The organism is Curtobacterium sp. BRB10, assembly GCF_031844325.1.
GTDB lineage: Bacteria > Actinomycetota > Actinomycetes > Actinomycetales > Microbacteriaceae > Curtobacterium > Curtobacterium poinsettiae_A.
Window position 1 is genome coordinate 147,092 of sequence record NZ_JAUZVA010000003.1, and the last position, 26,241, is coordinate 173,332.

Here is a 26,241-nt window from a genome sequence, read left to right on the forward strand (position 1 = left end):
ATGGCCCTCCGCACCCTCGAGGACCTCGGCGACCTCGCCGGCAAGCGCGTCATCGTCCGTTGTGACCTGAACGTCCCGCTCAAGGACGGCTCCATCACGGACGACGGCCGCGTGCGGGCGTCGCTCGGCACCCTGAACACGCTGGTGAACGCCGGGGCCCGTGTCATCGTGGTCTCGCACCTCGGGCGCCCGGATGGTTCGCCCGCCCCGGAGTACTCGCTCGCCCCCGTGGCGCAGCGGCTCTCCGAGCTGCTCGGCAAGGAGGTCACGTTCGTCGGTGAGACCGTCGGTGACGAAGCGACCGCGGCCGCCGAGGCCCTCGGGGACGGCGACGTCCTGCTGCTCGAGAACCTCCGGTTCAACCCGGAGGAGACCTCGAAGGACGCAGACGAGCGCCGTGCCTTCGCGGAGCGGATCGCCGCCCTCGGGGACGCCTTCGTCTCCGACGGCTTCGGCGTCGTGCACCGCAAGCAGGCCTCGGTCTACGAGCTCGCGTCCGCACTGCCCAGTGCGGCCGGCTCCCTCATCGAGACCGAGCTCCGCGTGCTCGAGCGCCTGACGAAGGACCCGGAGCGCCCCTACACGGTGGTGCTCGGCGGTTCGAAGGTCAGCGACAAGCTCGGCGTGATCGACCACATCCTGCCGAAGGTCGACACGCTCTGCATCGGTGGCGGCATGCTCTTCACGTTCCTCGCGGCGCAGGGCCACGGGGTCGCGAAGTCGCTGCTCGAGGCCGACCAGCTCGACGTCGTCCGCGAGTACCTCTCGCGGGCGAAGGAGCTCGGTGTCACCATCGACCTGCCGACCGACGTCGTGGTGGCCTCCGGCTTCGCGGCCGACGCCGACCACGAGACCGTGGCGGCGGACGCCATCGAGTCCTCGTCGTTCGGCACGGACGGCATCGGCCTCGACATCGGCCCGGAGACCGCAGCGCGGTTCGCCTCGGCCGTCTCGGGTTCGAAGACCGTGTTCTGGAACGGCCCGATGGGCGTGTTCGAGTTCCCGGCCTTCGCCGCAGGCACGAAGACCGTCGCGCAGGCGCTCACCGAGGTCGAGGGCCTCGGTGTCGTCGGCGGTGGCGACTCCGCTGCCGCGGTGCGCTCGCTGGGCTTCTCGGACGACCGGTTCGGGCACATCTCGACCGGTGGCGGTGCGAGCCTCGAGTTCCTCGAGGGCAAGTCGCTGCCCGGTCTCGAAGCACTGGGGTGGACCGCATGACCCGAACGCCACTGATCGGCCGTCGCGCGTTGGGAGACGCAGCATGAACCGCGTCCCCTTGATCGCCGGGAACTGGAAGATGAACCTGGACCACCTCCAGGCCATCGCCACGGTGCAGAAGCTCGCGTGGACGCTCAAGGACGCCCGGCACGACTTCGACGACGTCGAGGTCGCGGTGTTCCCGCCGTTCACCGACCTGCGGAGCGTGCAGACGCTCATCTCGGCCGACAAGCTGCCGATCCACTTCGGTGCGCAGGACCTGTCCCAGTTCGATTCCGGCGCCTACACCGGTGACATCTCCGGCGCGTTCCTCGCTGCACTCGACGCCCAGTACGTCATCGTCGGCCACTCCGAGCGGCGCACGCTGCACGGTGAGACCGACGAGGTCGTCGCGGCGAAGACGGCAGCGGCCGTCAAGCACGGTCTCGTGCCCGTGGTCTGCGTCGGCGAGACCGGCGAGCAGCGCGAGGAGCGCGGCGCCGGTGTCGTCCCGGTCGAGCAGCTCCGCGTCGTGCTCGACGCGGTCGAGGCCGCCGACATCGTCGTGGCGTACGAGCCGGTCTGGGCCATCGGCTCCGGCCAGGCGGCCACGGCCGAGCAGGCGCAGGACGAGTGCGCGGCCATCCGTCGTGGCATCGCTGCAGCCTGGGGTGACCAGGCTGCGGCCGACACCCGCGTGCTCTACGGCGGCTCCGTCAAGTCGGGCAACATCGCGGGGTTCCTCCGCGAGCCCGACATCGACGGTGCGCTCGTCGGTGGCGCTTCGCTCGACGTGCAGGAGTTCGCGGCCATCGCCCGGTTCCGGCAGCACGTCGGGCTGTAGTCCACAGGCATCGTCGCGGGCAGTCGTCCGCACCACTCCCGTCCAGGTACCGGCCGTGCTCCGCGCGGCCGGTACACTGGTACGGCTGACTGACACGAAAGGTACGTCGTGGCGATACTCTCCGTCGTGCTGCAGGTCCTGCTCGCAATCACGAGCCTCCTGCTCACGCTCCTCATCCTGCTGCACAAGGGCCGCGGTGGTGGCCTCTCCGACATGTTCGGCGGTGGGGTGACGAGCAACCTCGGTGCGTCCGGTGTGGCCGAGCGCAACCTCAACCGCATCACGGTGATCCTCGGTCTGGTCTGGATCGTCTCCATCATCGTGCTCGGTCTCATCAACAAGTTCACGGCGGGGGTCTGATCAATGGCAAGCGGAGGCAGTGCAATCCGAGGGTCCCGCGTCGGCGCGGGACCCATGGGCGAACAGGACCGCGGGGTCCAGGCAGAGCGGGTGGCGATCTCGTACTGGGACGCCCTCGGCAATGAAGTCGTGCGGTACTTCGCCGCGAACCTGCCCGACGAGGAGATCCCCGAGACGGTGGACTCGCCGTCGAGTGGTCTGCCGGCCGGTCGCGACAAGGAGAACCCTCCCGTGGTCTCCAAGACGGAGCCCTACAAGACCCACCTCGCGTACGTGAAGGAACGCCGCACCGAGGAAGAGGCAGCGCAGCTCCTCGAGGACGCGCTCCAGCAGCTCCGAGAGCGTCGCGGCACCGCGGCGAAGAAGAGCTAGCGCACGCACGCTGACGGAGGCCCCTGCACCGATGGTGCAGGGGCCTTCGTGTGTCCGGGGCGGGGGCGGCTCGCTCGCCGAGTGGTCACGACATGCCGCGTGCGGTGCGCGGTCGTGGCGCGAACCGTCGTCCGGCATGCGCGTAGCCGACAGTTCGTGACCACTCGGCGTCGCTCCGGCGGGGAGTCGCGTCGGGCGCGGCGCGCGGTGAGCGCCACCACAGACGGACGGGAGGCCCGGTGCCAGCTGGCACCGGGCCTCCCGTCCGTCAGGAACGCGCGTCTAGTACGTCGACGCGATGAGGTTCTCGGGGACGTCGCGCGCGGCATCCTGGTCCACGAAGAAGACCGTGCGCTTGCGACCCTGCACACCACCGACGGGGACGTCTTCGATCGACGCACCGGCGAGGGCCAGCCCGAGGACCGAGGCCTTCTCGGCGCCGGAGAGGATCACCCAGACGCGCTGCGACGCGTTGATCACGGGGAAGGTGACGGTCAGACGCTGCGGCGGCGGCTTGGGGGAGTCGTCGACCGACACGACGGCACGGTCGGTGACCGTGAGCTGCGGGAACTCCGGGAAGAGCGAGGCGGTGTGTCCGTCGGGACCGACGCCGAGCAGCGTGATGTCGAAGCGCGGAGCGACGGCGCCCTCGTACGCGGCGTCCTGCAGCTCGCGCTCGTACTGCAGCGCAGCCTGCTCGATGTCGATGCCGGCGTCGGACGCGGGCATCGGGTGGATGTTCGACTCCGGGATGTCGACGTGGTCGAAGAAGTCGGTCTGCGTCCCCGTGGTGTTGCGGTCGGCGTCACCGGCCGGCACCCAGCGCTCGTCGACCCACCACACGTGGACCTTCGACCAGTCGACGCTCTCACGAGCCGGCGACTGGCCGATCGCGGCGAGGACGAGGGACGACACCGAGCCACCGCTGATCGCGATGTCGGCACGCTCTTGCTCGTCGAGCACGTCGATGATCTTGGTGATGAAGCGTGCGGCGACCGAAGCGCCGAGGGCCTGCTTGTCCGGGTGCACGAGCACCCGCCGTTCGTTGGTCACGTGACTCCCGTGTTCGTGGCGGCCGACCGGTCGTCCGACCGCCTTCGGTCCGGTCGGGCCGCCTGCACCAGACAGGCGGCCCGACCGTGTGGGGTGTGGATCAGCGGGCGATGGTCTCGCGCAGCTGGGGCACCCCGTGCTTGACGACGTCTCCGAAGAGGACGTCCGGGTCGAGTCTACGGAGTTCCTCGGCCAGGCAGTCGCGCAGGTTGCGGCGTGGCAGCGACAGGTCGTGCGTCGGCTGCCCGGGCATCGAGAGCGTGGCGACGTCCACCAGGGAACGCTCGAGCTCGATGGTGCCGGACTCGCGGACGAGCTGCACACCGTGGATGCCGCTCGACCCCGTCGCGCGCGGCGACGTGACGACGGACACCGGCACCCGGAGCTGCAGCTGGAGCCAGGCGGCGAGGAGGATCGTCGAGGGGCTGTCGGACGCTCCGGAGACCTCGACGGCGGTGATCGGCTCGTACGGCGGCTGGTCGAGCGCCGCGGCGAGCTGGTTCCGCCACAGGGTCAGACGGGTCCACGCGAAGTCGGTGTCACCCGGCACGTAGGACGCGCCGAGCGCCTCGATCGCGTCGTTCGGGTCCTTCTGCGCGGCCGCGTCCGTGATCCGTCGCTGCGCGATGCGGCCGAGGGCTGACGCCGCGGGCTGCTCGGGAGCGGTCTGCGGCCACCATGCGACGACGGGTGCGTCCGGCAGCAGGAGGCCGGTGACCAGGCTCTCCTCGTCGGTCGCGGTCTCGCCGTACGCACGGAGGACGATGACCTCGCTCGCACCCGCGTCGCTGCCGACGCGGATCTGCGCGTCGAGGCGGCCGGGGGACTTCGTGTCACCGCTGTTCTTCGAGACGATGATCACGCGCATCGGGTGCTCGCGGGACGCCTCGTTCGCCGCCTCGATCGCCTCTTCCTCGTGGCCGAGGGCCGTCGAGATGATGAGGGTCAGCACGCGGCCGAGGGCGACGGCGCCGCCCTCTTCGCGGATGCGGACGAGCTTCTTCTGGATCTTCGACACCGTGGTGTCGGGCATGTCGATCTTCACGGACGCCTCCAGGTCCGACCGTCGCGGGCGAGCAGGGCGTCGGCGGATGCCGGGCCCCACGTGCCGGGACGGTACTGCTCGGGCTGGCCCTGCGTGGCCCAGAACTCCTCGATGGGGTCGAGGATCTTCCAGGACAGCTCGACCTCCTGGTGCCGCGGGAACAGCGGCGGGTCACCGAGGAGCACGTCGAGGATGAGTCGCTCGTACGCCTCGGGGGATGCTTCGGTGAACGCATGGCCGTAGCCGAAGTCCATCGTCACGTCGCGCACCTGGGTGCCGACGCCGGGGACCTTCGAGCCGAAGCGGAGCGTGACGCCCTCGTCCGGCTGGACACGGATGACGAGCGCGTTCTGGCCGAGCGGGGACTGCGTGTTGCCGTAGACGTCCTCGGGGACGCGCTTGAACACGATCGCGATCTCGGTCACCCGACGGCCGAGACGCTTGCCGGCGCGCAGGTAGAACGGGACGCCCTGCCAGCGACGTGTGGCGATGTCGAGCTTGATCGCCGCGTAGGTCTCGGTACCGGACTCCGGGTTCATCCCGGCCTCCTCGAGGAAGCCGAGCACCTTCTCGCCGCCCTGCCAGCCACCGTCGTACTGCCCGCGGGCAGTGGCGGTCGACAGGTCTTCCGGCAGGCGCACGGCGGAGAGCACCTTCTCCTTCTCGGCGCGCAGGTCAGCGGCCTTGAACGAGACGGGCTCCTCCATCGCGGTGAGCGCGAGGAGCTGCAGGAGGTGGTTCTGGATGACGTCGCGCGCCGCACCGATGCCGTCGTAGTACGCGGCGCGTCCGGCGACGCCGATGTCCTCGGCCATCGTGATCTGGACGTGGTCGACGTAGTTCGAGTTCCAGATGGGTTCGTACATCTGGTTCGCGAACCGGAGCGTCAGCAGGTTCTGGACGGTCTCCTTCCCGAGGTAGTGGTCGATGCGGAACACGTCGTCGGGGGCGAAGACGCTCTCGACGATCGCGTTGAGTTCGCGCGCGGTGCGGAGGTCGGAGCCGAAGGGCTTCTCGACGACCACGCGGCTCCAGGAGCCCTCGCGCTTCTCGGTCAGCCCGGACAGCTTCAGCTGCTCGGTGACGACCGGGAACATCTTCGGCGGGATGGACAGGTAGAACGCGTGGTTGCCCAGCGTCCCGCGCTCGGCGTCGAGGTCGTCGACGGTGCGCTTGAGCTCGCGGAACGCCTCGGGGTCGTCGAACGACCCCTGGACGAAGCGGATGCCCTGTTCGAGCTGACGCCAGACGTCCTCGTCGAACGGGGTGCGCGAGTGCTCCTTGACGGCGTCGTGCACGAGCTGGGAGAAGTCTTGGTCCTCCCAGTCGCGACGGGCGAACCCGACGAGCGCGAACCCCGGGGGCAGGAGCCCCCGGTTGGCCAGGTCGTAGACCGCCGGCATCAGCTTCTTGCGTGACAGGTCGCCCGTCACGCCGAAGATGATGAGCGTGCTCGGTCCCGCGATCCGGTTCAGTCGACGATCCGTCGGCAGCCGGAGCGGGTTGTGCTCCGGGGTGATTGCCACCGGTGACATGAGTCGGTGAACTCCTTACGAGTCAGTGGGAGACGGCGGACGTGATCGCCGCGGTGGCGGCGTGGACGTCCGACGTCGTGAGGGTGAGGACCGGCCGGCCGTGCTCGGCGAGGACACTCGCGTCGCCGGCTGCCTGGGCCCGGAGGAGCTGCCCGAACGTGAACGGCCGACCCGGGATCGCCAGGTCCTCCGTCTCGTCGGCCACGATCTGGAGGAACACTCCCGTGGCGGGGCCGCCCTTGTGGTACTGGCCGGTCGAGTGCAGGAACCGCGGACCGTACCCGAAGGTGACGGGACGCTCCGTGCGCGCCGCGATCGCGTCGCGCAGCGACTCGAGGCCGCTGTTCGTGGTGCGGTCGACGTACGCCTGCACCGACACGTAGCCGGTCGGGTCGAGGGCGGACAGGAGGCCCGCCACGGCTTCCGCGAGCGTCGCACCGACCGCCAGACCGGGCGTCGCGCGGACGGCGATGCCGCCCTCGGAGAACGCCGGTGCAGCCGGAGCGGGGCGGTCGTCGAGCAGCGCACGGGTCGCGACCTTGGCGGCCTCGACGTCGGGCTGGTCGAAGGGGTTGATGCCGAGCAGGCGACCAGCGACCGCGACGGCGTACTCCCAGACGAGGATCTGGCCACCGAGCGTGCCGGTGATCTCGACCTCGCCCTCGGTCACGTGACGCTCGTCCTCGCGCGATCCGACCAGGCGGATCACCTGGACGTCGGGCAGGCCGGCGGAGACCTCGGGGGAGTCCGCGTGCAGGACGACGGGCAGCAGGCCGCGGCCGTCCTTGCCGGTCGACTCGGCGATCAGCTGTTCGACCCAGTCGCCGAAACCGACGATGTGCGTGCCGTCGGGCACGATGGCGATCTTGTCGCGCAGCGGCTCGGTGCCGGCGAGGACCGCACCGAGCACGAGCCCGGGGTTCTCGTCCAGGTCGACCGAGAGCAGCGCGGAGATCGCGTCGGCCTCGTCGAGGAGCTCGGCGATGTCCGCTCCCGCGAGCCCGGACGGCACGAGGCCGAAGGCGGTGAGCGCGGAGTAGCGGCCGCCGACCGTGGGGTCGGCGGTGAAGACGCGGTAGCCGGCGTCGACCGCAGCGGCCTCGAGCGCGGAGCCCGGGTCGGTGACGACGACGATGCGGCGGGCCGGGTCGATGCCGGCGTCGCGGAAGGCCTGCTCGTAGACACGACGCTGCGAATCGGTCTCGAGCGTCGAGCCGGACTTCGACGAGACCACGAGCACGGTGCGCTCGAGGTCGGTCGTCACAGCGGCGCGGACCTGTGCGGGGTCGGTCGAGTCGAGGACCGTGAGGGGCACTCCGGCGGTGCGCGTGATGACCTCGGGTGCGAGGGACGAGCCGCCCATGCCGGCGAGGACGACGCGGTCGACCCCTTCGGCACGGAGCGACTCGCGCAGCGCGGTCACCTCGGCGACGAGCGGGCGGGAGACCGAGACGGCCTCCACCCAGCCGAGGCGCTTCGACGCCTCGGCCTCGGCGGCGGTTCCCCACAGATCGGCGTCCTGGGCGGTGACGCCCGAGGCCACCAGGTCAGCGACGAGCCGCGGGACCACGTGTTCGATGGCCCGCGCGGCATCGCCGCTGGCTGCGATGGAAACCGTCACTACTTGGCGCCCTCGAGCGCGTTCTTGACGGTGTCGACGAGCTCGCCCCAGGAGACGTTGAACTTGTCCACGCCCTCCTTCTCGAGCAGCGCGACGACGTCGTCGTAGTCGACGCCCTGCGCGGCGAGCTGGTCGAGGACCTGCTGCGCCTGGTCGAACGTGCCGGCGATAGCGTCGCCGTGGATCTCACCGTGGTCGAACGTGGCGTCGAGCGTCTTGCCCGGCATCGTGTTCACGGTGTTCGGGGCGGCGAGCTCGGTCACGTAGAGCGTGTCGGGGAGCGACGGGTCCTTGACACCGGTCGAGGCCCAGAGCGGACGCTGCGTGTTGGCACCGGACTCGAGCAGGCCGAGGGCGCGCTCCGAGGCGAACGCCTCGGTCCAGACCTGGTACGCGAGCTGCGCGTTGGCGATGCCGGCCTTCGACTTGAGGGCCTTGGCCTCGTCGGTGCCGACGGCGTCCAGGCGCTTGTCGATCTCGGAGTCGACGCGCGACACGAAGAAGGACGCGACGGAGTGGATCTTGGAGAGGTCGTGGCCGGCGGCCTTGGCCTTCTCGAGCCCACCGAGGTAGGCGTCGATGACGGCGCGGTAGCGCTCGAGCGAGAAGATCAGGGTGACGTTGACGGAGATGCCGGCGCCGATGACCTCGGTGATCGCCTCGAGACCCTCGAGCGTCGCCGGGATCTTGATGAGGACGTTCTCCTTGCCGACCTTGTCGAACAGGAACTTCGCCTGCTCGATGGTCTTGGCGGTGTCGTGCGCGAGGCCCGGCTCGACCTCGATCGAGACGCGGCCGTCGAAGCCCTTGGTCTCGTCGTAGATCGGCTTGAAGACGTCGGAGGCGTTCGCGACGTCCTGCGTGGTGATCTCGAAGATCGCGTCGGTGACGTCGGTGCCCGCAGCGGCGAGCTCCTTGACCTGCGAGTCGTAGCGCTCGCCCTTGGCGAGGGCCGACGCGAAGATCGTCGGGTTCGTCGTCACGCCGACGACGTTCTTCTGCTCGATGAGCTCGGTGAGCTTGCCGGTCTCGAGGAGCTCGCGGGAGAGGTCGTCGAGCCAGATGCTCACGCCGACCGCGGAGAGGGCGGCGGTGGGGGTGTTCTCAGCCATGTGTTTCTCTTCTTCTTTCATCGACGGGTCCGTGAGGACCGTGAGTCGGGGTCTGGGGGACGGGAGGCCCGGGGCGGAACCGCGCCGGGCCTCCCGGAAGAAGGGCCGGATCCGGAAACCGGACCCGGCCCTCGCAGGTCAGGAAGCCGCGATCGATTCCTTCGCGGCGGCCACGACGTGCTCCGTCGTGAAGCCGAACTCCTTGAAGAGCGTCTGGTAGTCGGCCGAGGCACCGAAGTGCTCGATCGAGACGCTGCGGCCCTTGTCGCCGACGATGTCGCGCCAGCTCATGGCGATGCCGGCCTCGACCGACACGCGAGCGGTGACGTCCTTCGGGAGCACCTGGTCCTGGTAGTTCTCGGACTGGGCGCGGAACCACTCGATCGACGGGGCGCTCACGACGCGGGCGTTGATGCCCTCGGCCTTGAGCTGTTCGCGAGCCTCGACCGCGATCTGGACCTCGGAACCGGTCGCGATGAGGATGACGTCCGGGGTGCCGTTGGGCGCCTCGGCCAGGATGTACGCACCCTTGGCGACGTTCTTCGCCGAGGCGAAGACCTCACCGGAGGCGTCACCCTCGCCACGCTCGAACACGGGGAGGTTCTGGCGGCTCAGCGCGATGCCGGCCGGGCGGTCGGTGTGCTTGAGCATCTCGAGCCACGCGTAGGCGACCTCGTTGGCGTCGGCCGGGCGGACGACGTCGAGCCCCGGGATCGCACGGAGCGACGAGACCTGCTCGATCGGCTGGTGCGTCGGGCCGTCCTCGCCGAGGGCGATGGAGTCGTGGGTCCAGACGTAGATCGCCGGCGCCTGCATGAGCGCGGCGAGACGGACCGCCGGACGCATGTAGTCGCTGAAGATGAGGAACGTGCCACCGAAGGGGCGGGTGTTCCCGTGCAGGACGATGCCGTTGAGGATCGAACCCATGGCGTGCTCGCGGATGCCGAAGTGCAGCACGCGGCCGTACGGGTCGGTGCTCCACGTCGACGTCGAGGCCTCGGCAGGACCGAAGGACTTGGCGCCCTCGATCGTGGTGAGGTTCGACTCGGCGAGGTCGGCCGAACCGCCCCAGAACTCGGGCATCAGCGGCGCGATGGCGTTGATGACCTTGCCGGAAGCGGCACGGGTCGAGACGGCCTTGTCGGTCGGGAAGACCGGGAGCGCTGCTTCGAGGCCCTCCGGGAGTTCCTTCGACTGGACACGGTCGAACAGCGCCTTCTTGTCGGCGTTGGCGGCGGCCCAGGCGTCGAAGGTCTTCTGCCACTCGGCGTGCTCGGCCTGGCCCTTGGCGACGGCACCGCGGGTGTACTCGAGGACCTCGGGGGCGACCTCGAAGGTCTTGTCGGTGTCGAAGCCGAGGACCTCCTTGAGGCCCTTGATCTCGTCGGCGCCGAGCGCCGAACCGTGGATCTTGCCCGAGTTCTGCTTGGTCGGCGACGGCCAGCCGATGATCGTCTTGAGGACGATGAGCGACGGCTTGTCGGTGACCTGCTTGGCGGCCTCGATCGCGGCGTGGAGCTCCTCGACGTCCTCGGAGTACTCGCCGGTCTTCTTCCAGTCGACGATCTGGACGTGCCATCCGAGCGCCTCGTAGCGCTCGGGGACGCTCTCCGAGAACGCGATGTCGGTGTTGTCCTCGATCGAGATCTGGTTCGAGTCGTAGAAGGCGATGAGGTTGCCGAGCTGCTGGCGACCCGCGAGCGAGCCCGCCTCGTTGGTCACGCCCTCCTGCATGTCACCGTCACCGGCGATCACGTAGGTGAAGTGGTCGAACGGCGACTGACCGGCCGGGGTCTCCGGGTCGAACAGGCCGCGCTCGAAGCGCTGGGCGTAGGCGAAGCCGACCGAGGACGCGAGGCCCTGGCCGAGCGGGCCCGTGGTGATCTCGACACCGTCGGTGTGGCCGTACTCCGGGTGACCCGGGGTCTTCGAGCCCCACTTGCGCAGGTGCTGCAGGTCCTCGAGCTCGAGCCCGTAGCCGTGCAGGTAGAACTGCACGTACTGGAGGATCGAGGCGTGACCGGCGGAGAGGATGAAGCGGTCGCGGCCGATCCAGGTGGCGTCGCTGGGGTCGCGACGCATCACCTTCTGGAAGAGCAGGTGGGCGAGCGGAGCGAGGCTCATCGCGGTGCCGGGGTGACCGTTGCCGGCGGCCTCGACCGAGTCGGCGGCGAGAACGCGGGCCGTGTCGACGGCCTTCCGGTCGATGGCGTCCCAGGTGAATTCAGCCACTTGGATGTTGACCCTTCTTGATGCGACATGTGCGAGGGCTCGTGCCATCGCACGGACATGTGGCCATCCCGGGGCCGAGTCGTGTCGCCGTCTGACGGCGGCCGACCGGCTCATCGCGGCCGACGTCATCGGGGCGCGCACTGCGGGAGGGCGTGTCCAGCATAGTGACCCGGTACTCAGAAGGGGTTCAGGTGACCCCCGATGTTCACACCGGGGTGGCCGTCGACGGTCGATCCGGGCGTGTCGAGCGCGTCCGGATCACGCCGGGATGTCGGAGCGGGGCACCGTCGCGGCGCTTCCATCCCGTAAACTGGTCGGGACCCGTGGACATTCCGGGTCAGCGCATGCCCGGACGCCGTCGCAGTCGTCCACCGAGTGTGCGAGCTGATGCGAACAGACTGAGGTTCTCTTGCCGACTGCCACCGTGACCCGGCCCGACACCGATCGACCCCGATCGCCGCTGTCCCGCAAGGTCCGTGCGTACGTCTCGTTGACGAAGCCGCGCGTGATGGAGCTGCTGCTCGTCACCACGGCGCCGACGATGTTCCTCGCCGAACGCGGCGTCCCCGACCTGTGGCTCGTCTTCTGGACGATGCTGGGCGGAGCGATGTCGGCCGGTTCAGCGTCGGCCTTCAACTGCTACATCGACCGTGACATCGACCGGCTGATGAAGCGGACCAGCACCCGCCCGCTCGTCACCGGGGAGCTGTCCGACCGCGAGGCGCTCGTGTTCTCGTGGGTGCTCGGCATCCTGTCGACCGCGGTGCTCGGGTTCCTGGTGAACTGGCTGGCCGCCGCGCTGAGCGTCATCGCGATCCTCATCTACGTGTTCGTCTACACACTGTGGCTCAAGCGCCGCACCCCGCAGAACATCGTCTGGGGCGGCTCGGCCGGCTGCATGCCGGTGCTCATCGGCTGGGCGGGCGTCACCGGGTCGCTGACCTGGACCCCGGTCATCCTGTTCATGGTGATCTTCCTCTGGACGCCGCCGCACTACTGGCCGCTGTCGATGAAGTACCGCGACGACTACGACGCGGCCGACGTGCCGATGCTCGCCGTGGTCCGTGGCCGCACCGTCGTCGGCCTGCAGGTCGTGCTCTACGCCTGGGCGACGCTCGTCTGCTCACTGCTGCTCATCCCGGTCGGGCACATGGGGCCGCTCTACACGGTCGTCGCGCTGGCGGGCGGCATCTGGTTCGTCGTCGAGTCGCACCGCCTGTACTCGCGGGCCATCCAGCACGTCGAGCACGTGCAGCCGATGCGGGTCTTCCACAGCTCGATCACGTACCTGACGCTGCTCTTCATCGCCGTGGGCATCGACCCGCTGCTGCCGCAGGTCTTCACCTTCTAGGCGGTCGAGGCGGGGCGCCCGCGCGCGCTCTGTCCGCAAGACGCCGTCGCGTCCAGTCGACGCCGTCGCGTCCAGTCGACGCCGCGACGTGTGGGCACGACGCCGCGCATCCGCCGAGACGCCGCCGGATCCGGCGGCGTCTCGTGCACCCGGAGGCGTGTCCGCAGGGCACCGGCGTCCCGTGCTCGGCACGAGGCGGACGGGAGGCACGGTGCGGGCCCGCCACGGGCCTCCCGTCCGGCGCGCGGGGAGCGTCGGCCGCGGGGCGGACGCGAGTGGTTGCTGACCGCGCGTGGTGCGCCCGCTGACGATGCCCACCGGGAACGCGACACCCCACGAGTCGAACGACTCGTGGGGTGTCGGAGAACGGGTGTCGAGCGCGCGACGCGCCCGGGCGTCAGGCGTCGAGCGGTTCCCGGACGGCGTCTCGGCCGGCCGAGGCCCGCGTCGACAGCACCACGGCGGTCACCGCACCCACGAGCAGCCCGGCGAGCACCATGTGCGTGCCGACGAGTCCGACGGGCAGGCCCGTGCGCGCCTGCGTGAGGCCGACCGCGATCTGCAGGAACTCGACGACGAGGAGCAGCAGCGGCCACTTGCTCGGTCGGCGCAGGCGGACGGCTCCGATGACGAGCACCAGGGTCAGGGCGAAGAGGGCGTACGCGGGCCAGGCGTGCACGTGCTCCATGACCGCCGGGTCGAACCCGGTGCGGTGCAGACGCCCACCGTCGACCGCGGCGTCGGCTCCGGCGTGCGGTCCGCTGCCGGTGGTCAGGATGCCGACGAGCACGGTCACGACGACGGCGGCGACGGTGCCGCGGACGACACCCGTGTACCAGCCGGGGACGAGTCGCTGGGCGGTGCGCGGGCCGTGCGTCGTCCGGTAGACCAGCGCAGCGGTCACCGAGGTGAGCGCGGCGGAGACGACGAAGTGCAGCCCGACCACGAAGGGGTTCAGGTTCGTCCAGACGCTCATGCCGCCGATGACGGCCTGCACGGGGATCGCGACGCCCTGAGCGAACGCGAGCCAGAAGAGTTCGGGGCGCGTGCGGAGCATCCGGACGACCGCGAGGAACATCGCGACGGCCACGATCACGAGCACGAAGGTGAGCAGGCGGTTGCCGAACTCGATGATGCCGTGGATGCCCATCTCCGGCGTGGAGACCAGCGAATCCGCCGTGCACTTGGGCCAGGTGGGGCATCCGAGGCCCGAGGCGGTGAGGCGCACCAGCCCTCCGGTGCCGATCAGCACGACCTCGACCACGAAGGACGCCCAGGCCAGCGCCACGACGCGACGGTCGACCACGCGGGGGAGCGACCACCACCGTCCGGTCCGGAGATCCTGCTCGACGGGGGATCCGACGCGTGTCACGAGGGTGGTGCCTTCCTGTTGTTTCGTGCAGTGAACCTGTAGGATTCGAGGGTTCAGCAGCAGTCAAGTCTAGGCAGGCGCCGGCTCCGAATGGGCCGAGATCGCCGATCACTCCACGGACTGCGTGGAACCATTGTCGTTGCGAGGGAGCAGCACCGGGTCCGCATGTCAGCGGTCCGCGGTGGAATGGCGTCCAGACGCCACGGGTTGACACCTGTAACGCTGTCCCGCGAGAAGGAAACGAGGAGACCATGTCCGACGTGCTCATCGACCGTCCCGAGCTCGAAGGGCTCGGCCAATACGAGTTCGGCTGGTCCGACTCCGACTCGGCAGGGTCCTCCGCCCGTCGTGGGATCTCGGAAGAGGTCGTCACCGACATCTCGAACCTGAAGGACGAGCCCGAGTGGATGCTGAAGAACCGCCTCAAGGGGCTGTCGCTCTTCGGTCGCAAGCCGATGCCGACGTGGGGCGCCGACCTGACGGGCATCGACTTCGACAACATCAAGTACTTCGTGCGCTCCACGGAGAAGCAGGCGCAGTCGTGGGAGGACCTCCCCGAGGACATCCGTGCGACCTACGAGAAGCTCGGCATCCCCGAGGCCGAGCGCCAGCGCCTCGTCGCCGGTGTCGCCGCGCAGTACGAGTCCGAGGTCGTCTACCACCAGATCCGCGAGGACCTGGAGCAGCAGGGCGTCATCTTCATGGACACCGACACGGCGCTCCGTGAGCACCCGGAGCTGTTCGAGGAGTACTTCGGCACCGTGATCCCGGCGGGCGACAACAAGTTCGCCGCGCTGAACACGGCCGTCTGGTCCGGTGGCTCGTTCGTCTACGTCCCGAAGGGCGTCCACGTCGAGATCCCGCTGCAGGCGTACTTCCGGATCAACACCGAGAACATGGGCCAGTTCGAGCGGACGCTGATCATCGCGGACGAGGACTCGTACGTCCACTACATCGAGGGCTGCACCGCCCCGATCTACAAGTCCGACTCGCTGCACTCGGCCGTCGTCGAGATCATCGTCAAGAAGAACGCCCGCGTTCGGTACACGACGATCCAGAACTGGTCGAACAACGTCTACAACCTCGTCACCAAGCGTGCGATCGCACACGAGGGCGCGACGATGGAGTGGATCGACGGCAACATCGGGTCCAAGGTCACGATGAAGTACCCGTCGATCTACCTCGCCGGTGAGCACGCCAAGGGCGAGACGCTCTCCGTCGCCTTCGCCGGCCCGGGGCAGCACCAGGACGCCGGCGCGAAGATGATCCACATGGCGCCGTACACGACGTCGTCGATCGTCTCGAAGTCGATCGCCCGTGGTGGCGGTCGTGCGGGCTACCGCGGTGAGGTCCGGGTCGACCCGGCCGCGCACCACGCCGCCAACACCGTGCGCTGCGACGCCCTGCTGGTCGACACGATCAGCCGGAGCGACACCTACCCGGCGATCGACATCCGTGTCGACGACGTGCAGCTGGGACACGAGGCGACGGTCTCGCGTGTCAGCGAGGAGCAGCTCTTCTACCTCATGTCCCGCGGCATGGCCGAGGACGAGGCGATGGCGATGATCGTCCGTGGCTTCATCGAGCCGATCGCCCGCGAGCTCCCGATGGAGTACGCACTCGAACTCAACAAGCTCATCGAGATGAGCATGGAAGGATCCGTCGGCTAGATGTCCAGCACCACCCCTCCCCACATCGACCAGCCGATCGAGCCCGCTGCCGCAGCGCAGGGTGGCACCCAGCACGGCGCCGGAGCCCACTCCGACGGCGGCTGGGACGCCCCCGACAAGAAGGTGCCGGTTCAGACCCGCTCCGAGCGGTTCCAGTCCGGCGACGTCGAGGCGTTCCCGAAGGTCACCGGCCGAGAGGTCAACTGGAAGTTCGCACCGCTCGCCAAGCTCCAGCCGCTGCTGGACGGCGGACTCGACGGATCCGCCTACCCGTACCTCGCCCGACAGTCCGAGGGTGCCGACGTCGAATGGGGCCGCAGCGACGACCCCCGCGTCGGCTCCGCGGGGCTGCCCGAGGACCGCGCCTCGGCCGCGGCCTGGAGCGCGCGCGACGCCGTGCTGGCGATCACGATCAAGGCCACCGAGGCACACGAGTTCATCACCGTGACCCGCTCCGACTTCGGGTCGCAGCCCCGCGCCGCACACACGGTCATCACGGCCGAGCCGAACGCGCAGGGCATCGTCGTGCTCGACAACCGCGGCAGCGCCCTGCTCAGCGAGAACGTCGAGATCGTCGCGCAGCAGAATTCGCGACTGACCGTCGTCAGCCTGCAGGACTGGGACGACGACGCCGTCCACGTCGCGACGCACTTCGCCGAGGTCGGCCGCGACGCGTTCCTGAAGCACGTCGTGGTCTCGCTCGGCGGCGACGTCATCCGGGTCAACCCCTCGACGCACCTGGGTGCGCAGGGCGCCGACACGGAGATGTACGGCGTGTACTTCGCCGACGCCGGCCAGTACATCGAGCAGCAGGTCTACGTGAACCACGACGCGCCCAACACGCGCGGTCGGGTCAACTACAAGGGCGCGTTGCAGGGCCAGGGCGCGCACACCGTCTGGATCGGTGACGTCCTGATCGGCCGCGCCGGCGACGGCACGGACTCGTACGAGCAGAACCGCAACCTCGTGCTGACGGACGGCACCCGTGCCGACAGCATCCCGAACCTCGAGATCGAGACGGGCAACATCGAGGGTGCCGGGCACGCGAGTGCGACCGGTCGCTTCGACGACGAGCAGCTGTTCTACCTGCAGTCCCGCGGCGTCCCGGAAGAAGAAGCCCGGCGTCTCGTCGTGCTCGGCTTCCTGGTCGAGGTCATCCAGAAGATCGGTGCGCCCGAGCTCGAGGAACGCCTCATCGCCGCGGTCGAGCAGGAGCTGGCCGAGGGCCGTTCGGTCATCGCCGCACCGGCCGAGGCGGGCGACGCACAGGCCGCCGCCCCGCAGGCCGATGGCGCGGAGGCCACCGCCTGATGGCCGAGAAGGTCTGCGCCGAAGCCGACATCGCGGTGGACAGCCCGATGCGGGTGGTCGTCGACGGTACGGCGGTCGCGATCGTGAAGGACTCGTCCGGCACGGTCCACGCCATCGGCGACACCTGCACGCACGGCGACATCTCGCTGGCCGAGGGCTTCGTCGAGGGTGACTCGCTGGAGTGCTGGGCCCACGGGTCCCGCTTCTCGCTGACCACCGGCAAGCCGCAGAACTTCCCGGCCTACGAGCCCGTCCCGGTCTTCCGGGTCGAGGTCCGCGACGGCGACGTCTACGTCGACGTGCAGGACGTCGTCCCGGTCGACTGACACCAACACTTCCCGCGGCTGACGCCGCACACAGCTGCAACCGAAGGAACGCAATGTCCACTCTGGAAATCCGTGACCTCAAGGTCTCGATCGACACCGACCAGGGCACCAAGGAGATCCTGAAGGGTGTCGACCTCACCATCAACGAGGGCGAGATCCACGCGATCATGGGGCCGAACGGCTCCGGCAAGTCCACCCTGGCGTACACGATCGCCGGGCACCCCCGGTACAACGTCGTCGGCGGCACGATCACCCTCGACGGCGAGGACGTCCTCGCGATGAGCGTCGACGAGCGCGCCCGTGCCGGCATGTTCCTGGCGATGCAGTACCCCGTCGAGATCCCCGGCGTGACGGTGTCGAACTTCCTGCGCACCGCCAAGACGGCGATCGACGGTGAGGCTCCGGCACTCCGTGGCTGGATCAAGGAACTCCGTCAGTCGATGGCCGACCTGAAGATGGACTCGTCGTTCGCCGAGCGCAACGTCAACGAGGGCTTCTCCGGTGGCGAGAAGAAGCGCCACGAGATCATGCAGCTCGAGCTCCTCAAGCCGAAGTTCGCCGTCCTCGACGAGACCGACTCCGGCCTCGACGTCGACGCGCTGAAGATCGTCTCCGAGGGTGTCAACCGCGCCAAGGCCGCGACCGGCCTCGGCGTGCTGCTCATCACGCACTACACGCGCATCCTCCGCTACATCAAGCCGGACTTCGTGCACGTGTTCGTCGCCGGCAAGGTCGCGGAGCAGGGCGGCCCGGAGCTCGCCGACCGCCTCGAGAACGAGGGCTACGACCGCTACGTGCAGGCCGCTGCCGCCGAGGCGCAGGCCTGATGATCGCCGCACTCGCTCCCGACAAGTTCGACGAGGTCGTCGAGGGCCTGAAGGAGGTCCAGGACCCGGAGCTCGGCGTGAACATCGTCGACCTCGGTCTGATCTACGACCTCGCCTGGGACGACGATGCCAACGCGCTCGTCATCAGCATGACGCTCACCAGCGCGGGCTGCCCCCTGACCGACGTCATCGAGGGGGACACCGCGAACGCCCTCGACGGCATCGTGGACGCCTTCCGGATCAACTGGGTCTGGATGCCGCCGTGGGGTCCGGAACGGATCACCGACGACGGACGCGAGATGATGCGCGCCCTCGGGTTCGCGATCTAGTCACGACCCCCTGACGGACGGGAGGTCCGGTGCCAGCAGGCACCGGACCTCCCGTCCGTCTGTGCGCACGCCACGCGCGGGGCGCGCCGCCGATCGGTCGGGACCGCCCGCCCACGTTCGCGGAGTGGTCGCGTTCAGTCGGCTGGCCGCGGTCCAGGCGACGGAACGCGGCCACCCGGCGTCCGGGTGGCGGGGAGTCGTGACCGACCGGCGGGTCGCGCACACGGCGTGCCCGCGATCTCGGCGAACCGCCCGAACCGCCCGAACCGCACCGACGGCCCGCCCAGCGCCGGACGCAGAACGGCCCCGCACCGATCGGGTGCGGGGCCGTTCTCGTGCGCGGCGTCAGCGGCGGCCGACGGCCTTCCACGCGAGCGGCAGGATGCCGGCCGCGATGAATGCCTTGGCGATGCCACCGATGATGAACGGGTACAGTCCGGCGGCGAGCACCGACTGGACGTCGTTCGGGGCGCCGAGCTGGCCGAGCGCCACGGCCAGGTACGGCAGGCCGGTCACGAACGGGATTGCGCTCGCGAGCAGCATGGCGACCGCCGCGCGTCCGACGTGGCGGTCCCAGTTGCGGCGCGCGAGCCAGCCGACGAGGCCGGCGGCCGGGATGAAGCCGATGACGTACCCGAAGCTCGGCAGGGCCAGCGCCTGCAGGCCGCCCTGCATGTCCGCGAAGAACGGGGCGCCCGCGAGTCCGGCGACCGCGTAGACGAGCAGCGAGAGCATGCCGCGTCGGGCACCCAGGGTCGCGCCGACGAGCACGACGGCGAGCGTCTGCCCGGTGATCGGGACCGGCCACATCGGGACCTCGAGCTGCGCCATCGCGGCGGTGAACAGGGCTCCGCCGGCGACGAGGGCGGCGTCGGTGGCCAGCCCGTGCGTGCGCAGTCGGTCGGCGAGGACTGCGCGGGGAGCGAACCCGGTGGCGTTCGTCATGGATTCTCCTAGAATGGACTGCTGGTTCCGTTCGGAACCATCGGTCCCGTCAGCGTAGCGGTGCACCTCACGCACACACCGTTGTGCAAACCCACCAACTGATTGGACGTCCACTGTGCTTGCCGTGCACGAACTCGAGATCCGCGTCGGAGCTCGTCTCCTCATGGAGGACGTGTCCTTCCGTGTCGAGAAGGGCGACAAGATCGGACTCGTCGGCCGCAACGGCGCGGGGAAGACGACGATGACCAAGGCCCTCGCGGGCGAGACGCAGCCCACCGGCGGCAAGATCGAGCGCGGCGGCGAGATCGGCTACCTGCCCCAGGACCCCCGCTCCGGCGACCCGGAGGAGACGGCGCGGAAGCGCATCCTCGACGCCCGTGGTCTCGGTGAGCTCGTGGAGGGCATCCGGCTCGCGACCCTCGACATGGCGAGTGACGACGCGGCCGTTGCCGAGAAGGCGATGCGCCGCTACAGCCGCCTCGACGACCAGTTCAACGCGCTCGGCGGCTACGCAGCCGAGGCCGAGGCGGCCTCCATCGCCTCGAACCTCAAGCTTCCGGACCGCATCCTCGACCAGCAGCTCAAGACGCTCTCGGGCGGTCAGCGTCGGCGCATCGAGCTCGCCCGGATCCTGTTCTCGGACGCCGAGACGATGATCCTCGACGAGCCGACCAACCACCTCGACGCCGACTCCGTCGTGTGGCTCCGCGAGCACCTGAAGACCTACCCCGGTGGCGTCATCATCATCTCCCACGACGTCGAGCTCGTCGACGAGGTCGTGAACCGCGTCTTCTACCTGGACGCCAACCGCCAGACCATCGACATCTACAACATGGGCTGGAAGCTCTACCAGCGGCAGCGCGTCGCCGACGAGGAGCGCCGCCGCAAGGAGCGCGCGGGCGCCGAGAAGAAGGCCGCCACGCTCAAGGACCAGGCCGCCCGGTTCGGCGCCAAGGCGTCGAAGGCCGCGGCAGCCCACCAGATGGTCGCGCGTGCCGACAAGCTGCTCGCCGGCCTCGAGGACGAGCGCGTCGCCGACCGGGTCGCGAAGATCCGCTTCCCCACCCCGGCCCCGTGCGGCCGCACGCCGCTGATGGCCGAGGGCCTGTCGAAGTCCTACGGGTCGCTCGAGATCTTCGCGGGTGTCGACCTGGCGATCGACCGCGGTTCGCGCGTCGTCATCCTCGGCTTCAACGGTGCGGGCAAGACGACGCTGCTGCGGATCCTGGCGGGAGCCGACCAGCCCGACACCGGCGAGATCCAGCCGGGCCACGGTCTGCGCATCGGGTACTACGCGCAGGAGCACGAGAACATCGACGTCAACCGCACGGTGATCGAGAACATGGTGTCGGCGTCGACGGACCTCAACGAGACCGAGGCCCGTCGCGTGCTCGGGTCGTTCCTGTTCACTGGCGACGACGGCTACAAGAAGGCCGGGGTCCTGTCCGGTGGCGAGAAGACGCGTCTGTCGCTCGCGATGATCGTGGTCTCCGGCGCGAACGTCCTGCTGCTCGATGAGCCGACGAACAACCTGGACCCGGCGTCGCGCGAGGAGATCCTCAACGCCCTGGCCGGCTTCGAGGGTGCGGTCGTCCTGGTGTCCCACGACGCCGGAGCGGTCGAGGCGCTCAACCCCGAGCGGGTGCTGCTGCTGCCGGACGGCACCGAGGACCACTGGAACAAGGACTACGCGGAGCTCATCGAGCTCGCCTAGTTGCTGCGCGTGCGGTCGGGCGAGGCCCGTCCGCACGGCGCCGCGTTCGCGGTCCGGTCCGGTGCGTGTTGCGTGCTGGGTGCGCGCTTGTGGGGCGGCACGGTGCGCCGGAGCGCGCACGGGGGTTGCGCGATGCGCACGGCGCACTGGCGACGCGCACAGGCGCACGCCTCAGCGACGTGACGCGATGAGCTCGTCCTCGATCTCGGCGTCGGTCTTCGGCTTCGCGTTCTTGCGACGCTCGCGCTCGAGGGCGCGCTCGCGCTCCTCCGGGTCGTCCTGGTTGAGGTTCCGGTACTCCTGCACCATCACGTACGCCAAGAAGCCGAAGCCCCCGGCGGCGAACAGGAACCACTGGATGAAGTAGCTGAGGTGCAGCCCCGTGTCGGCATTGGGACGCTCCCAGCCGAGCGGGCGGGCCTCGGTCGGGGCGGGGGACTCCGAGGCGAGCTGCCCGTAGGCGCCCGTCCAGATCGGGTCGTCGACCTTGTCCGCCACGTCGGCGAGGGTCACCGACTGCACCTGGTCGGTGTCCTTCGGGTCGGAGCGGCCGGGGATACGCGGTTCGCTCTGCTGCAGGCGGACGATCGCGGTCACCTCGCCGGACGGGGGAGCCGGCACGTGGTCGGGGGCGTCCTGTGCGTTGCCGGTCGGCACCCACCCGCGGTCGACGATGAAGGCGCGGCCCTCGGACGTGACCAGGGGCGTCAGGACCTCGAACCCGGGCTGCCCGTTGTGCACGCGGTTGCGCACGAGCAGCTGCGAGTCGACGTCGTAGCGGCCGGTCACGGAGACCCGGAGCCACTCCTGCTCGTCCTGCCAGCTCGAGGGCTTCGGCAGCGCCCGGTCGACGGGGACGGGGGTGTGGTCGTAGTTCTGCGCGACCTGCTCGTTCTGCCGGACGGCCTCGTTGCGGCGGTCCCACTGCCACATGCCGAACAACGCGCAGACGATGGCGAAGGCGACCGCGATCGCGAAGTAGCCGAGCCAGCGGCGACTCCGGACGAAGCGCCAGCCGACGAAGGGTTCGTCGGGGTCGTGCTGCTGCGCCGGAGCGCCCGAACCCGCGGATGCGCGCTGCAGCTTCGCGGCGTGCTTGCGGCCGTACCGGGACTGCGGGTCGAAGCCGTCGGTGCCGTCGGTCATCGCGAGGTGCCGGTGGAGCGCACCCCGACGTCGTTCTTCGGCGCAGCGGTCGACTCGCGCTCGTCGTCGAGATGATCGACGTCCTCGTGCATCCCGGTGACGCGCACCGGGAACGAGCGGGAGCGGAGGTAGTCGGCGAGGAAGTCACGGTGTTCTTCGCACGCGGCCCAGATCTTCACGCGGTCGATCGCGTGGATCCGGGGATTGCGCCAGTTCACGCGCCACCCGGCCGTCGACACGCACCCGGCTCGCGAGCACACCGGGGTGGATCCGGGCTCGGTCTGCAGGTCGAACGTCGCACCCATCAGCGGGGTCCCCACATCTTCGATCGGTCGCCGTTGCGCTGCCACTCGTCCTGCGCGTGCTGCGCCTGCTGGCGGAGGCGGTCCTGCTCGTCGCGGTAGGCCTGGGCCCGGGCGTCCTCCTGCTGTTCGCGGAGTCGCGGGTCGACGGCGTCGTAGAGCTCGATGGACCCGGCGGGGGAGATCATGTCGCTCTCGGTCCGGCTGCCCGCGTTCGCGATGACGACCGCTACCCAGGGGATCACCGCGGCCAGGACGATCGGGATGACCGCCAGCCACGAGTGCCAGATCGAGTACACGAGCACCGCGGAGATGAAGAGGACCACTCGGACGGCCATCTGCCAGACGTAGCGGGACAGGCGGTGCGCCCGGTCCTGCTCCGGTGTGTCCGGCAGCGACGTGATACTCGTGTGCGTGCTCTTCATACAGATGGTCTCCGTCTACCCGTGGTCAAGCCTAATCCCGCCGGACCGATCGTGGGTGCGCCGCGCGCGAACCGGCGGGGTGGTCCGCTCCGGTACGCTCGTCCGGGCGTGTCCGCCGGGTCCCCGGCACCGCGTGCCGAGCAGATCCCACCGAACGGAGCGACCATGAGCACCCCCCGTACCGTCCTCATCACCGGCGGCAACCGCGGCATCGGCCACGCGCTGGCCGAGCGGTTCGTCGCGGCCGGCCACCGGGTCGCCGTGACGTCGCGCAGCGGTCACGGTGGCCCCGAGGGCGCACTGACGGTACAGGCCGACATCACCGACACGGCCTCCGTCGACGCCGCGTTCACGCAGGTCGAGGCCGAGCTCGGTCCGATCGAGGTCCTCGTCGCGAACGCCGGCATCACGAACGACCAGCTGCTCCTCCGCATGTCCGAGGACGACTTCACGAGCGTCGTCGACACGAACCTCACGGGCACCTTCCGCGTCGTCAAGCGCGCGACGAAGGGCATGATGAAGGCCAGGTTCGGCCGCATCGTGCTGATGTCGAGCGTCGTGGGCGCCTACGGCCAGATCGGCCAGGTCAACTACGCGTCCTCGAAGGCCGCCCTGGTCGGCATGGCCCGGTCGATCACGCGTGAGCTCGGCTCGCGCGGCATCACCGCCAACGTCGTGGCGCCCGGCTTCATCCAGACGGACATGACCGCCGCGCTCTCCGACGAGCTACAGGCCGAGTTCAAGAAGGCGATCCCGGCCGCCCGCTACGGCACGGTCGACGACGTCGCGGACGCCACGCTGTTCCTGGCGAGCGACGGTGCCGGGTACGTCTCGGGTGCGATCATCCCGGTCGACGGTGGCCTCGGGATGGGGCACTAGCCCCCGGACGGCTCAGCCGCGCAGGCCGAGCGTCGCGAGCACGGCGGACAGGTCACGGTCGACGACCGCGACGTCCGCCTGCTCCCGCACGCGCGGCTTCGCGTCGAACGCGACCGACAGCGCCGCGACGCGCATCATCTCGAGGTCGTTCGCGCCGTCGCCGATCGCGATCGTCCGTGCCGGGTCGACCCCGTCCGCGTCCGCCCACTCGCGGAGCGCGACGGCCTTGGCGTGCGCGTCGACGACGTCGCCGAGCACACGGCCGGTGAGCACGCCGTCGGTGACCTCGAGACGGTTCGCCCGGCAGTGGTCGAGGCCCAGCTGCTCGGCGAACGGGTCGAGCACCTCGTGGAACCCGCCCGACACCACGCCGACGGTGCCGCCGGCGGCGTGCACCGCGCGGACGAGCTGGTCGGCGCCCCGCGTCACACGGACCGCCTGCTGTGCGCGGACGAGGACGTCAGCCTGGAGGCCCGCCAGGGTCGCGACACGCTCCCGGAGGCTCTCGGCGAAGTCGAGTTCCCCGCGCATGGCGCGCTCCGTGATCGCCGCCACCTGTGGCCGGGTCCCGGCGCTGTCGGCGAGCAGTTCGATCACCTCGTCCTCGAGGAGGGTGGAATCGGCATCGAGGACGACGAGGAAGCGGGGCACGCACCAACGGTACCGACTGAAGAAGGCACGGCCGCGTCCGTGACGCGAGCCGTGCCTCCAGGCCGTCCGTCCGGGGCTGCGCCCCGGGTGTCTGCTTATGCGTCGACGCGGACACCCGTGCCGACCCATGGGCGGAGCCCCGACTCGGTGACGGATCAGGCGTCGACGCGGACGTCCTTGCCGACCCATGGGCGGAGCCCCGACTCGGTGACGGATCAGGCGTCGACGCGGACGCCCGTGCCGACCCATGGGCGGAGCCCCGACTCGGTGACGGATCAGGCGTCGACGCGGACGACCTTGCCGACCCATGGGCGGAGCCCCGACTCGGTGACGGATCAGGCGTCGACGCGGACGCCCTTGCCCACCACGGTGATGCCCGACTCGGTGACGGTGAACCCGCGCGCCTCGTCGGCCTCGCGGTCGACGCCCACCTGCGCACCCGGCGCGAGGACGACGTCCTTGTCGAGGATGGCGCGGTTGACGATCGCCCCGGCGCCGATGGTGGCGCGCTCGAACACGATCGAGTCGAGGACCTTCGCGCCGGAGTCGATCGAGCACCAGGGCCCGATCATGCTGCGCTCGACCTGCGCACCCGACACCAGGCAACCGAGCGACACGAGCGAGTCCACCGTGGACCCGGTGTTGCCGTTGGCGTCGCGGACGAACTTCGCCGGCGGCAGGTTCGTCTGCTGGTTGAAGATCGGCCAGTCCTGGTTGTACAGGTTGAAGACCGGGACCGGCGCGATGAGGTCCATGTGGGCGTCGAAGAACGAGTCGATGGTGCCGACGTCGCGCCAGTAGTACTTGTCGCGGTCGGTGGAACCGGGGACCTCGTTGCGCTGCAGGTCGTACACGCCGGCGTCGCCGCGGTTGACGAAGTCGGGGACGATGTCGCCGCCCATGTCGTGGGCCGACGTCTCGAGCTGGCCGTCGCGCAGGACCGCGTCGACGAGCGCGTCCGCGTTGAACACGTAGTTGCCCATCGAGGCCAGGATCTCGCCGGGGGAGTCGGCCAGGCCGACGGCGTCCTTCGGCTTCTCGAGGAACGCCTCGATCTTCGTCGGGTCGTCGTCGGCCACCTGGATCACGCCGAACTGGTCGGCGAGCCCGATCGGCTGACGGATCGCCGCCACCGTGGCGCTGCGGCCGGAGGCGATGTGCGCCTCGACCATCTGGTGGAAGTCCATCCGGTACACGTGGTCCGCCCCGACGACGACCACGATGTCGGGTCGCTCGTCGCGCAGCAGGTTGAGCGACTGCAGGATCGCGTCGGCCGAGCCGGCGAACCAGCGCTTGCCGAGCCGCTGCTGCGCGGGGACGGACGCGACGTAGGAGCCGAGCAGCCCCTCCATGCGCCACGTCTCCGCGACGTGCCGGTCGAGACTGTGCGACTTGTACTGGGTCAGGACGACGATCTTCTGCAGACCGGAGTTGACCAGGTTCGACAGTGCGAAGTCGATGAGACGGAAGTTGCCGCCGAACGGGACGGCGGGCTTCGCGCGATCGGCCGTGAGCGGCATGAGTCGTTTGCCCTCGCCGCCGGCGAGCACGATGCCGAAGACCTTCTTTGGTGCCATGCCGCTCACAGTAGGCGTCAGCACTGGGAACCGGTTACGTTGAAC

At 69.7% G+C, this 26,241-nt stretch carries 25 protein-coding genes; 12 read left to right on the forward strand and 13 right to left on the reverse strand.

Features of this window, described 5'->3' with window-relative positions; translation table 11 throughout:
- From Q9R26_RS07465 to Q9R26_RS07480, 4 genes are all read left to right on the forward strand, one after another.
- On the forward strand, positions 1 to 1,218 hold the full coding sequence (locus tag Q9R26_RS07465) for a phosphoglycerate kinase (RefSeq protein WP_311226923.1): 1,218 nt from the start codon (positions 1 to 3) through the stop codon (positions 1,216 to 1,218).
- A gap of 43 nt (positions 1,219 to 1,261) precedes the next feature.
- Entirely contained in the window at positions 1,262 to 2,041 is a 780-nt protein-coding gene (tpiA, locus tag Q9R26_RS07470; protein WP_311226924.1) for a triose-phosphate isomerase, read from the forward strand.
- A gap of 108 nt (positions 2,042 to 2,149) precedes the next feature.
- The gene (gene secG / locus Q9R26_RS07475) at positions 2,150 to 2,401 is read left to right on the forward strand and encodes a preprotein translocase subunit SecG (protein ID WP_017887256.1); all 252 of its coding nucleotides are present in this window, start codon (positions 2,150 to 2,152) and stop codon (positions 2,399 to 2,401) included.
- Positions 2,402 to 2,404: 3 nt separating this feature from the next.
- Positions 2,405 to 2,773 carry an RNA polymerase-binding protein RbpA gene (locus Q9R26_RS07480; RefSeq protein WP_110862753.1) on the forward strand — a complete coding sequence of 123 codons (369 nt, stop codon included), beginning with the start codon at positions 2,405 to 2,407 and terminating at the stop codon, positions 2,771 to 2,773.
- Positions 2,774 to 3,055: 282 nt separating this feature from the next.
- On the opposite strand, the gene pgl is transcribed toward Q9R26_RS07480, so the two are convergent.
- From pgl to tkt, 6 genes are all read right to left on the reverse strand, one after another.
- Positions 3,056 to 3,826 (reverse strand): 6-phosphogluconolactonase, encoded by a 771-nt coding sequence (pgl, locus tag Q9R26_RS07485; protein ID WP_182067014.1) that lies wholly within the window; start codon positions 3,824 to 3,826, stop codon positions 3,056 to 3,058.
- 100 nt (positions 3,827 to 3,926) lie between these two features.
- A complete protein-coding gene (locus tag Q9R26_RS07490) occupies positions 3,927 to 4,871 on the reverse strand; it encodes a glucose-6-phosphate dehydrogenase assembly protein OpcA (RefSeq protein ID WP_182067013.1) in 945 nt (314 codons plus the stop codon).
- A complete protein-coding gene (gene zwf / locus Q9R26_RS07495) occupies positions 4,868 to 6,406 on the reverse strand; it encodes a glucose-6-phosphate dehydrogenase (protein ID WP_027465683.1) in 1,539 nt (512 codons plus the stop codon). The genes Q9R26_RS07490 and zwf overlap by 4 nt, the downstream gene beginning before the upstream one ends.
- A gap of 22 nt (positions 6,407 to 6,428) precedes the next feature.
- Complete coding sequence (locus tag Q9R26_RS07500; RefSeq protein WP_311226925.1) at positions 6,429 to 8,027, reverse strand: glucose-6-phosphate isomerase; 1,599 nt, start codon at positions 8,025 to 8,027, stop codon at positions 6,429 to 6,431.
- Complete coding sequence (gene tal / locus Q9R26_RS07505) at positions 8,027 to 9,139, reverse strand: transaldolase (protein WP_182067225.1); 1,113 nt, start codon at positions 9,137 to 9,139, stop codon at positions 8,027 to 8,029. The genes Q9R26_RS07500 and tal overlap by 1 nt, the downstream gene beginning before the upstream one ends.
- Positions 9,140 to 9,277: 138 nt before the next feature.
- Entirely contained in the window at positions 9,278 to 11,371 is a 2,094-nt protein-coding gene (tkt, locus tag Q9R26_RS07510; protein ID WP_263344507.1) for a transketolase, read from the reverse strand.
- Positions 11,372 to 11,795: 424 nt separating this feature from the next.
- Here tkt and Q9R26_RS07515 point away from each other — a divergent pair, with 424 nt between their 5' ends.
- Positions 11,796 to 12,722, forward strand: a complete 927-nt coding sequence (locus Q9R26_RS07515; protein WP_071403755.1) for a heme o synthase — start codon at positions 11,796 to 11,798, stop codon at positions 12,720 to 12,722.
- A gap of 397 nt (positions 12,723 to 13,119) precedes the next feature.
- Here the strand turns inward: Q9R26_RS07515 and Q9R26_RS07520 are convergent, their stop codons facing one another.
- The gene (locus Q9R26_RS07520) at positions 13,120 to 14,094 is read right to left on the reverse strand and encodes a heme A synthase (protein ID WP_259577928.1); all 975 of its coding nucleotides are present in this window, start codon (positions 14,092 to 14,094) and stop codon (positions 13,120 to 13,122) included.
- Positions 14,095 to 14,345: 251 nt separating this feature from the next.
- Here Q9R26_RS07520 and sufB point away from each other — a divergent pair, with 251 nt between their 5' ends.
- Genes sufB through Q9R26_RS07545 form a run of 5 tightly spaced genes read left to right on the forward strand, consistent with a single transcriptional unit; the run spans position 14,346 to position 18,557 of the window.
- On the forward strand, positions 14,346 to 15,764 hold the full coding sequence (gene sufB, locus Q9R26_RS07525) for a Fe-S cluster assembly protein SufB (RefSeq protein WP_071403757.1): 1,419 nt from the start codon (positions 14,346 to 14,348) through the stop codon (positions 15,762 to 15,764).
- Positions 15,765 to 17,075: a Fe-S cluster assembly protein SufD gene (sufD, locus tag Q9R26_RS07530; protein ID WP_311226926.1), complete on the forward strand. Its 1,311-nt coding sequence runs from the start codon at positions 15,765 to 15,767 to the stop codon at positions 17,073 to 17,075.
- Positions 17,075 to 17,401, forward strand: coding sequence for a non-heme iron oxygenase ferredoxin subunit (locus tag Q9R26_RS07535; RefSeq protein ID WP_371830590.1), 327 nt, complete (start codon positions 17,075 to 17,077; stop codon positions 17,399 to 17,401). The genes sufD and Q9R26_RS07535 overlap by 1 nt, the downstream gene beginning before the upstream one ends.
- Positions 17,402 to 17,454: 53 nt before the next feature.
- The gene (gene sufC / locus Q9R26_RS07540) at positions 17,455 to 18,228 is read left to right on the forward strand and encodes a Fe-S cluster assembly ATPase SufC (RefSeq protein WP_071244730.1); all 774 of its coding nucleotides are present in this window, start codon (positions 17,455 to 17,457) and stop codon (positions 18,226 to 18,228) included.
- Positions 18,228 to 18,557 (forward strand): metal-sulfur cluster assembly factor, encoded by a 330-nt coding sequence (locus Q9R26_RS07545; RefSeq protein WP_017887270.1) that lies wholly within the window; start codon positions 18,228 to 18,230, stop codon positions 18,555 to 18,557. The genes sufC and Q9R26_RS07545 overlap by 1 nt, the downstream gene beginning before the upstream one ends.
- Positions 18,558 to 18,902: 345 nt before the next feature.
- Here Q9R26_RS07545 and Q9R26_RS07550 read toward each other — a convergent pair whose 3' ends face one another.
- Entirely contained in the window at positions 18,903 to 19,502 is a 600-nt protein-coding gene (locus tag Q9R26_RS07550) for a biotin transporter BioY (protein WP_311226927.1), read from the reverse strand.
- 115 nt (positions 19,503 to 19,617) lie between these two features.
- Between Q9R26_RS07550 and Q9R26_RS07555 the strand changes: the two genes are divergently transcribed.
- Positions 19,618 to 21,216, forward strand: coding sequence for an ABC-F family ATP-binding cassette domain-containing protein (locus Q9R26_RS07555; RefSeq protein ID WP_182065072.1), 1,599 nt, complete (start codon positions 19,618 to 19,620; stop codon positions 21,214 to 21,216).
- Positions 21,217 to 21,387: 171 nt separating this feature from the next.
- Here the strand turns inward: Q9R26_RS07555 and Q9R26_RS07560 are convergent, their stop codons facing one another.
- The 3 genes from Q9R26_RS07560 to Q9R26_RS07570 are packed head-to-tail and all read right to left on the reverse strand — an operon-like array spanning position 21,388 to position 23,089.
- The gene (locus tag Q9R26_RS07560; protein WP_311226928.1) at positions 21,388 to 22,362 is read right to left on the reverse strand and encodes an SURF1 family protein; all 975 of its coding nucleotides are present in this window, start codon (positions 22,360 to 22,362) and stop codon (positions 21,388 to 21,390) included.
- Positions 22,359 to 22,667: a hypothetical protein gene (locus tag Q9R26_RS07565; RefSeq protein WP_371830589.1), complete on the reverse strand. Its 309-nt coding sequence runs from the start codon at positions 22,665 to 22,667 to the stop codon at positions 22,359 to 22,361. The genes Q9R26_RS07560 and Q9R26_RS07565 overlap by 4 nt, the downstream gene beginning before the upstream one ends.
- Positions 22,667 to 23,089 carry a DUF3099 domain-containing protein gene (locus Q9R26_RS07570; protein WP_182065070.1) on the reverse strand — a complete coding sequence of 141 codons (423 nt, stop codon included), beginning with the start codon at positions 23,087 to 23,089 and terminating at the stop codon, positions 22,667 to 22,669. Before Q9R26_RS07570 ends, Q9R26_RS07565 begins: the two co-directional genes overlap by 1 nt.
- A 165-nt stretch (positions 23,090 to 23,254) precedes the next feature.
- Between Q9R26_RS07570 and fabG the strand changes: the two genes are divergently transcribed.
- On the forward strand, positions 23,255 to 23,968 hold the full coding sequence (gene fabG, locus Q9R26_RS07575) for a 3-oxoacyl-ACP reductase FabG (RefSeq protein ID WP_259577913.1): 714 nt from the start codon (positions 23,255 to 23,257) through the stop codon (positions 23,966 to 23,968).
- Between the two features lie 12 nt (positions 23,969 to 23,980).
- On the opposite strand, the gene serB is transcribed toward fabG, so the two are convergent.
- Together serB and Q9R26_RS07585 are read right to left on the reverse strand one after the other, a co-directional pair.
- A complete protein-coding gene (serB, locus tag Q9R26_RS07580; RefSeq protein ID WP_311226929.1) occupies positions 23,981 to 24,619 on the reverse strand; it encodes a phosphoserine phosphatase SerB in 639 nt (212 codons plus the stop codon).
- A 335-nt stretch (positions 24,620 to 24,954) separates the two neighbouring features.
- The gene (locus Q9R26_RS07585) at positions 24,955 to 26,196 is read right to left on the reverse strand and encodes a glucose-1-phosphate adenylyltransferase (protein WP_259577910.1); all 1,242 of its coding nucleotides are present in this window, start codon (positions 26,194 to 26,196) and stop codon (positions 24,955 to 24,957) included.
- Positions 26,197 to 26,241: the final 45 nt, after the last annotated feature.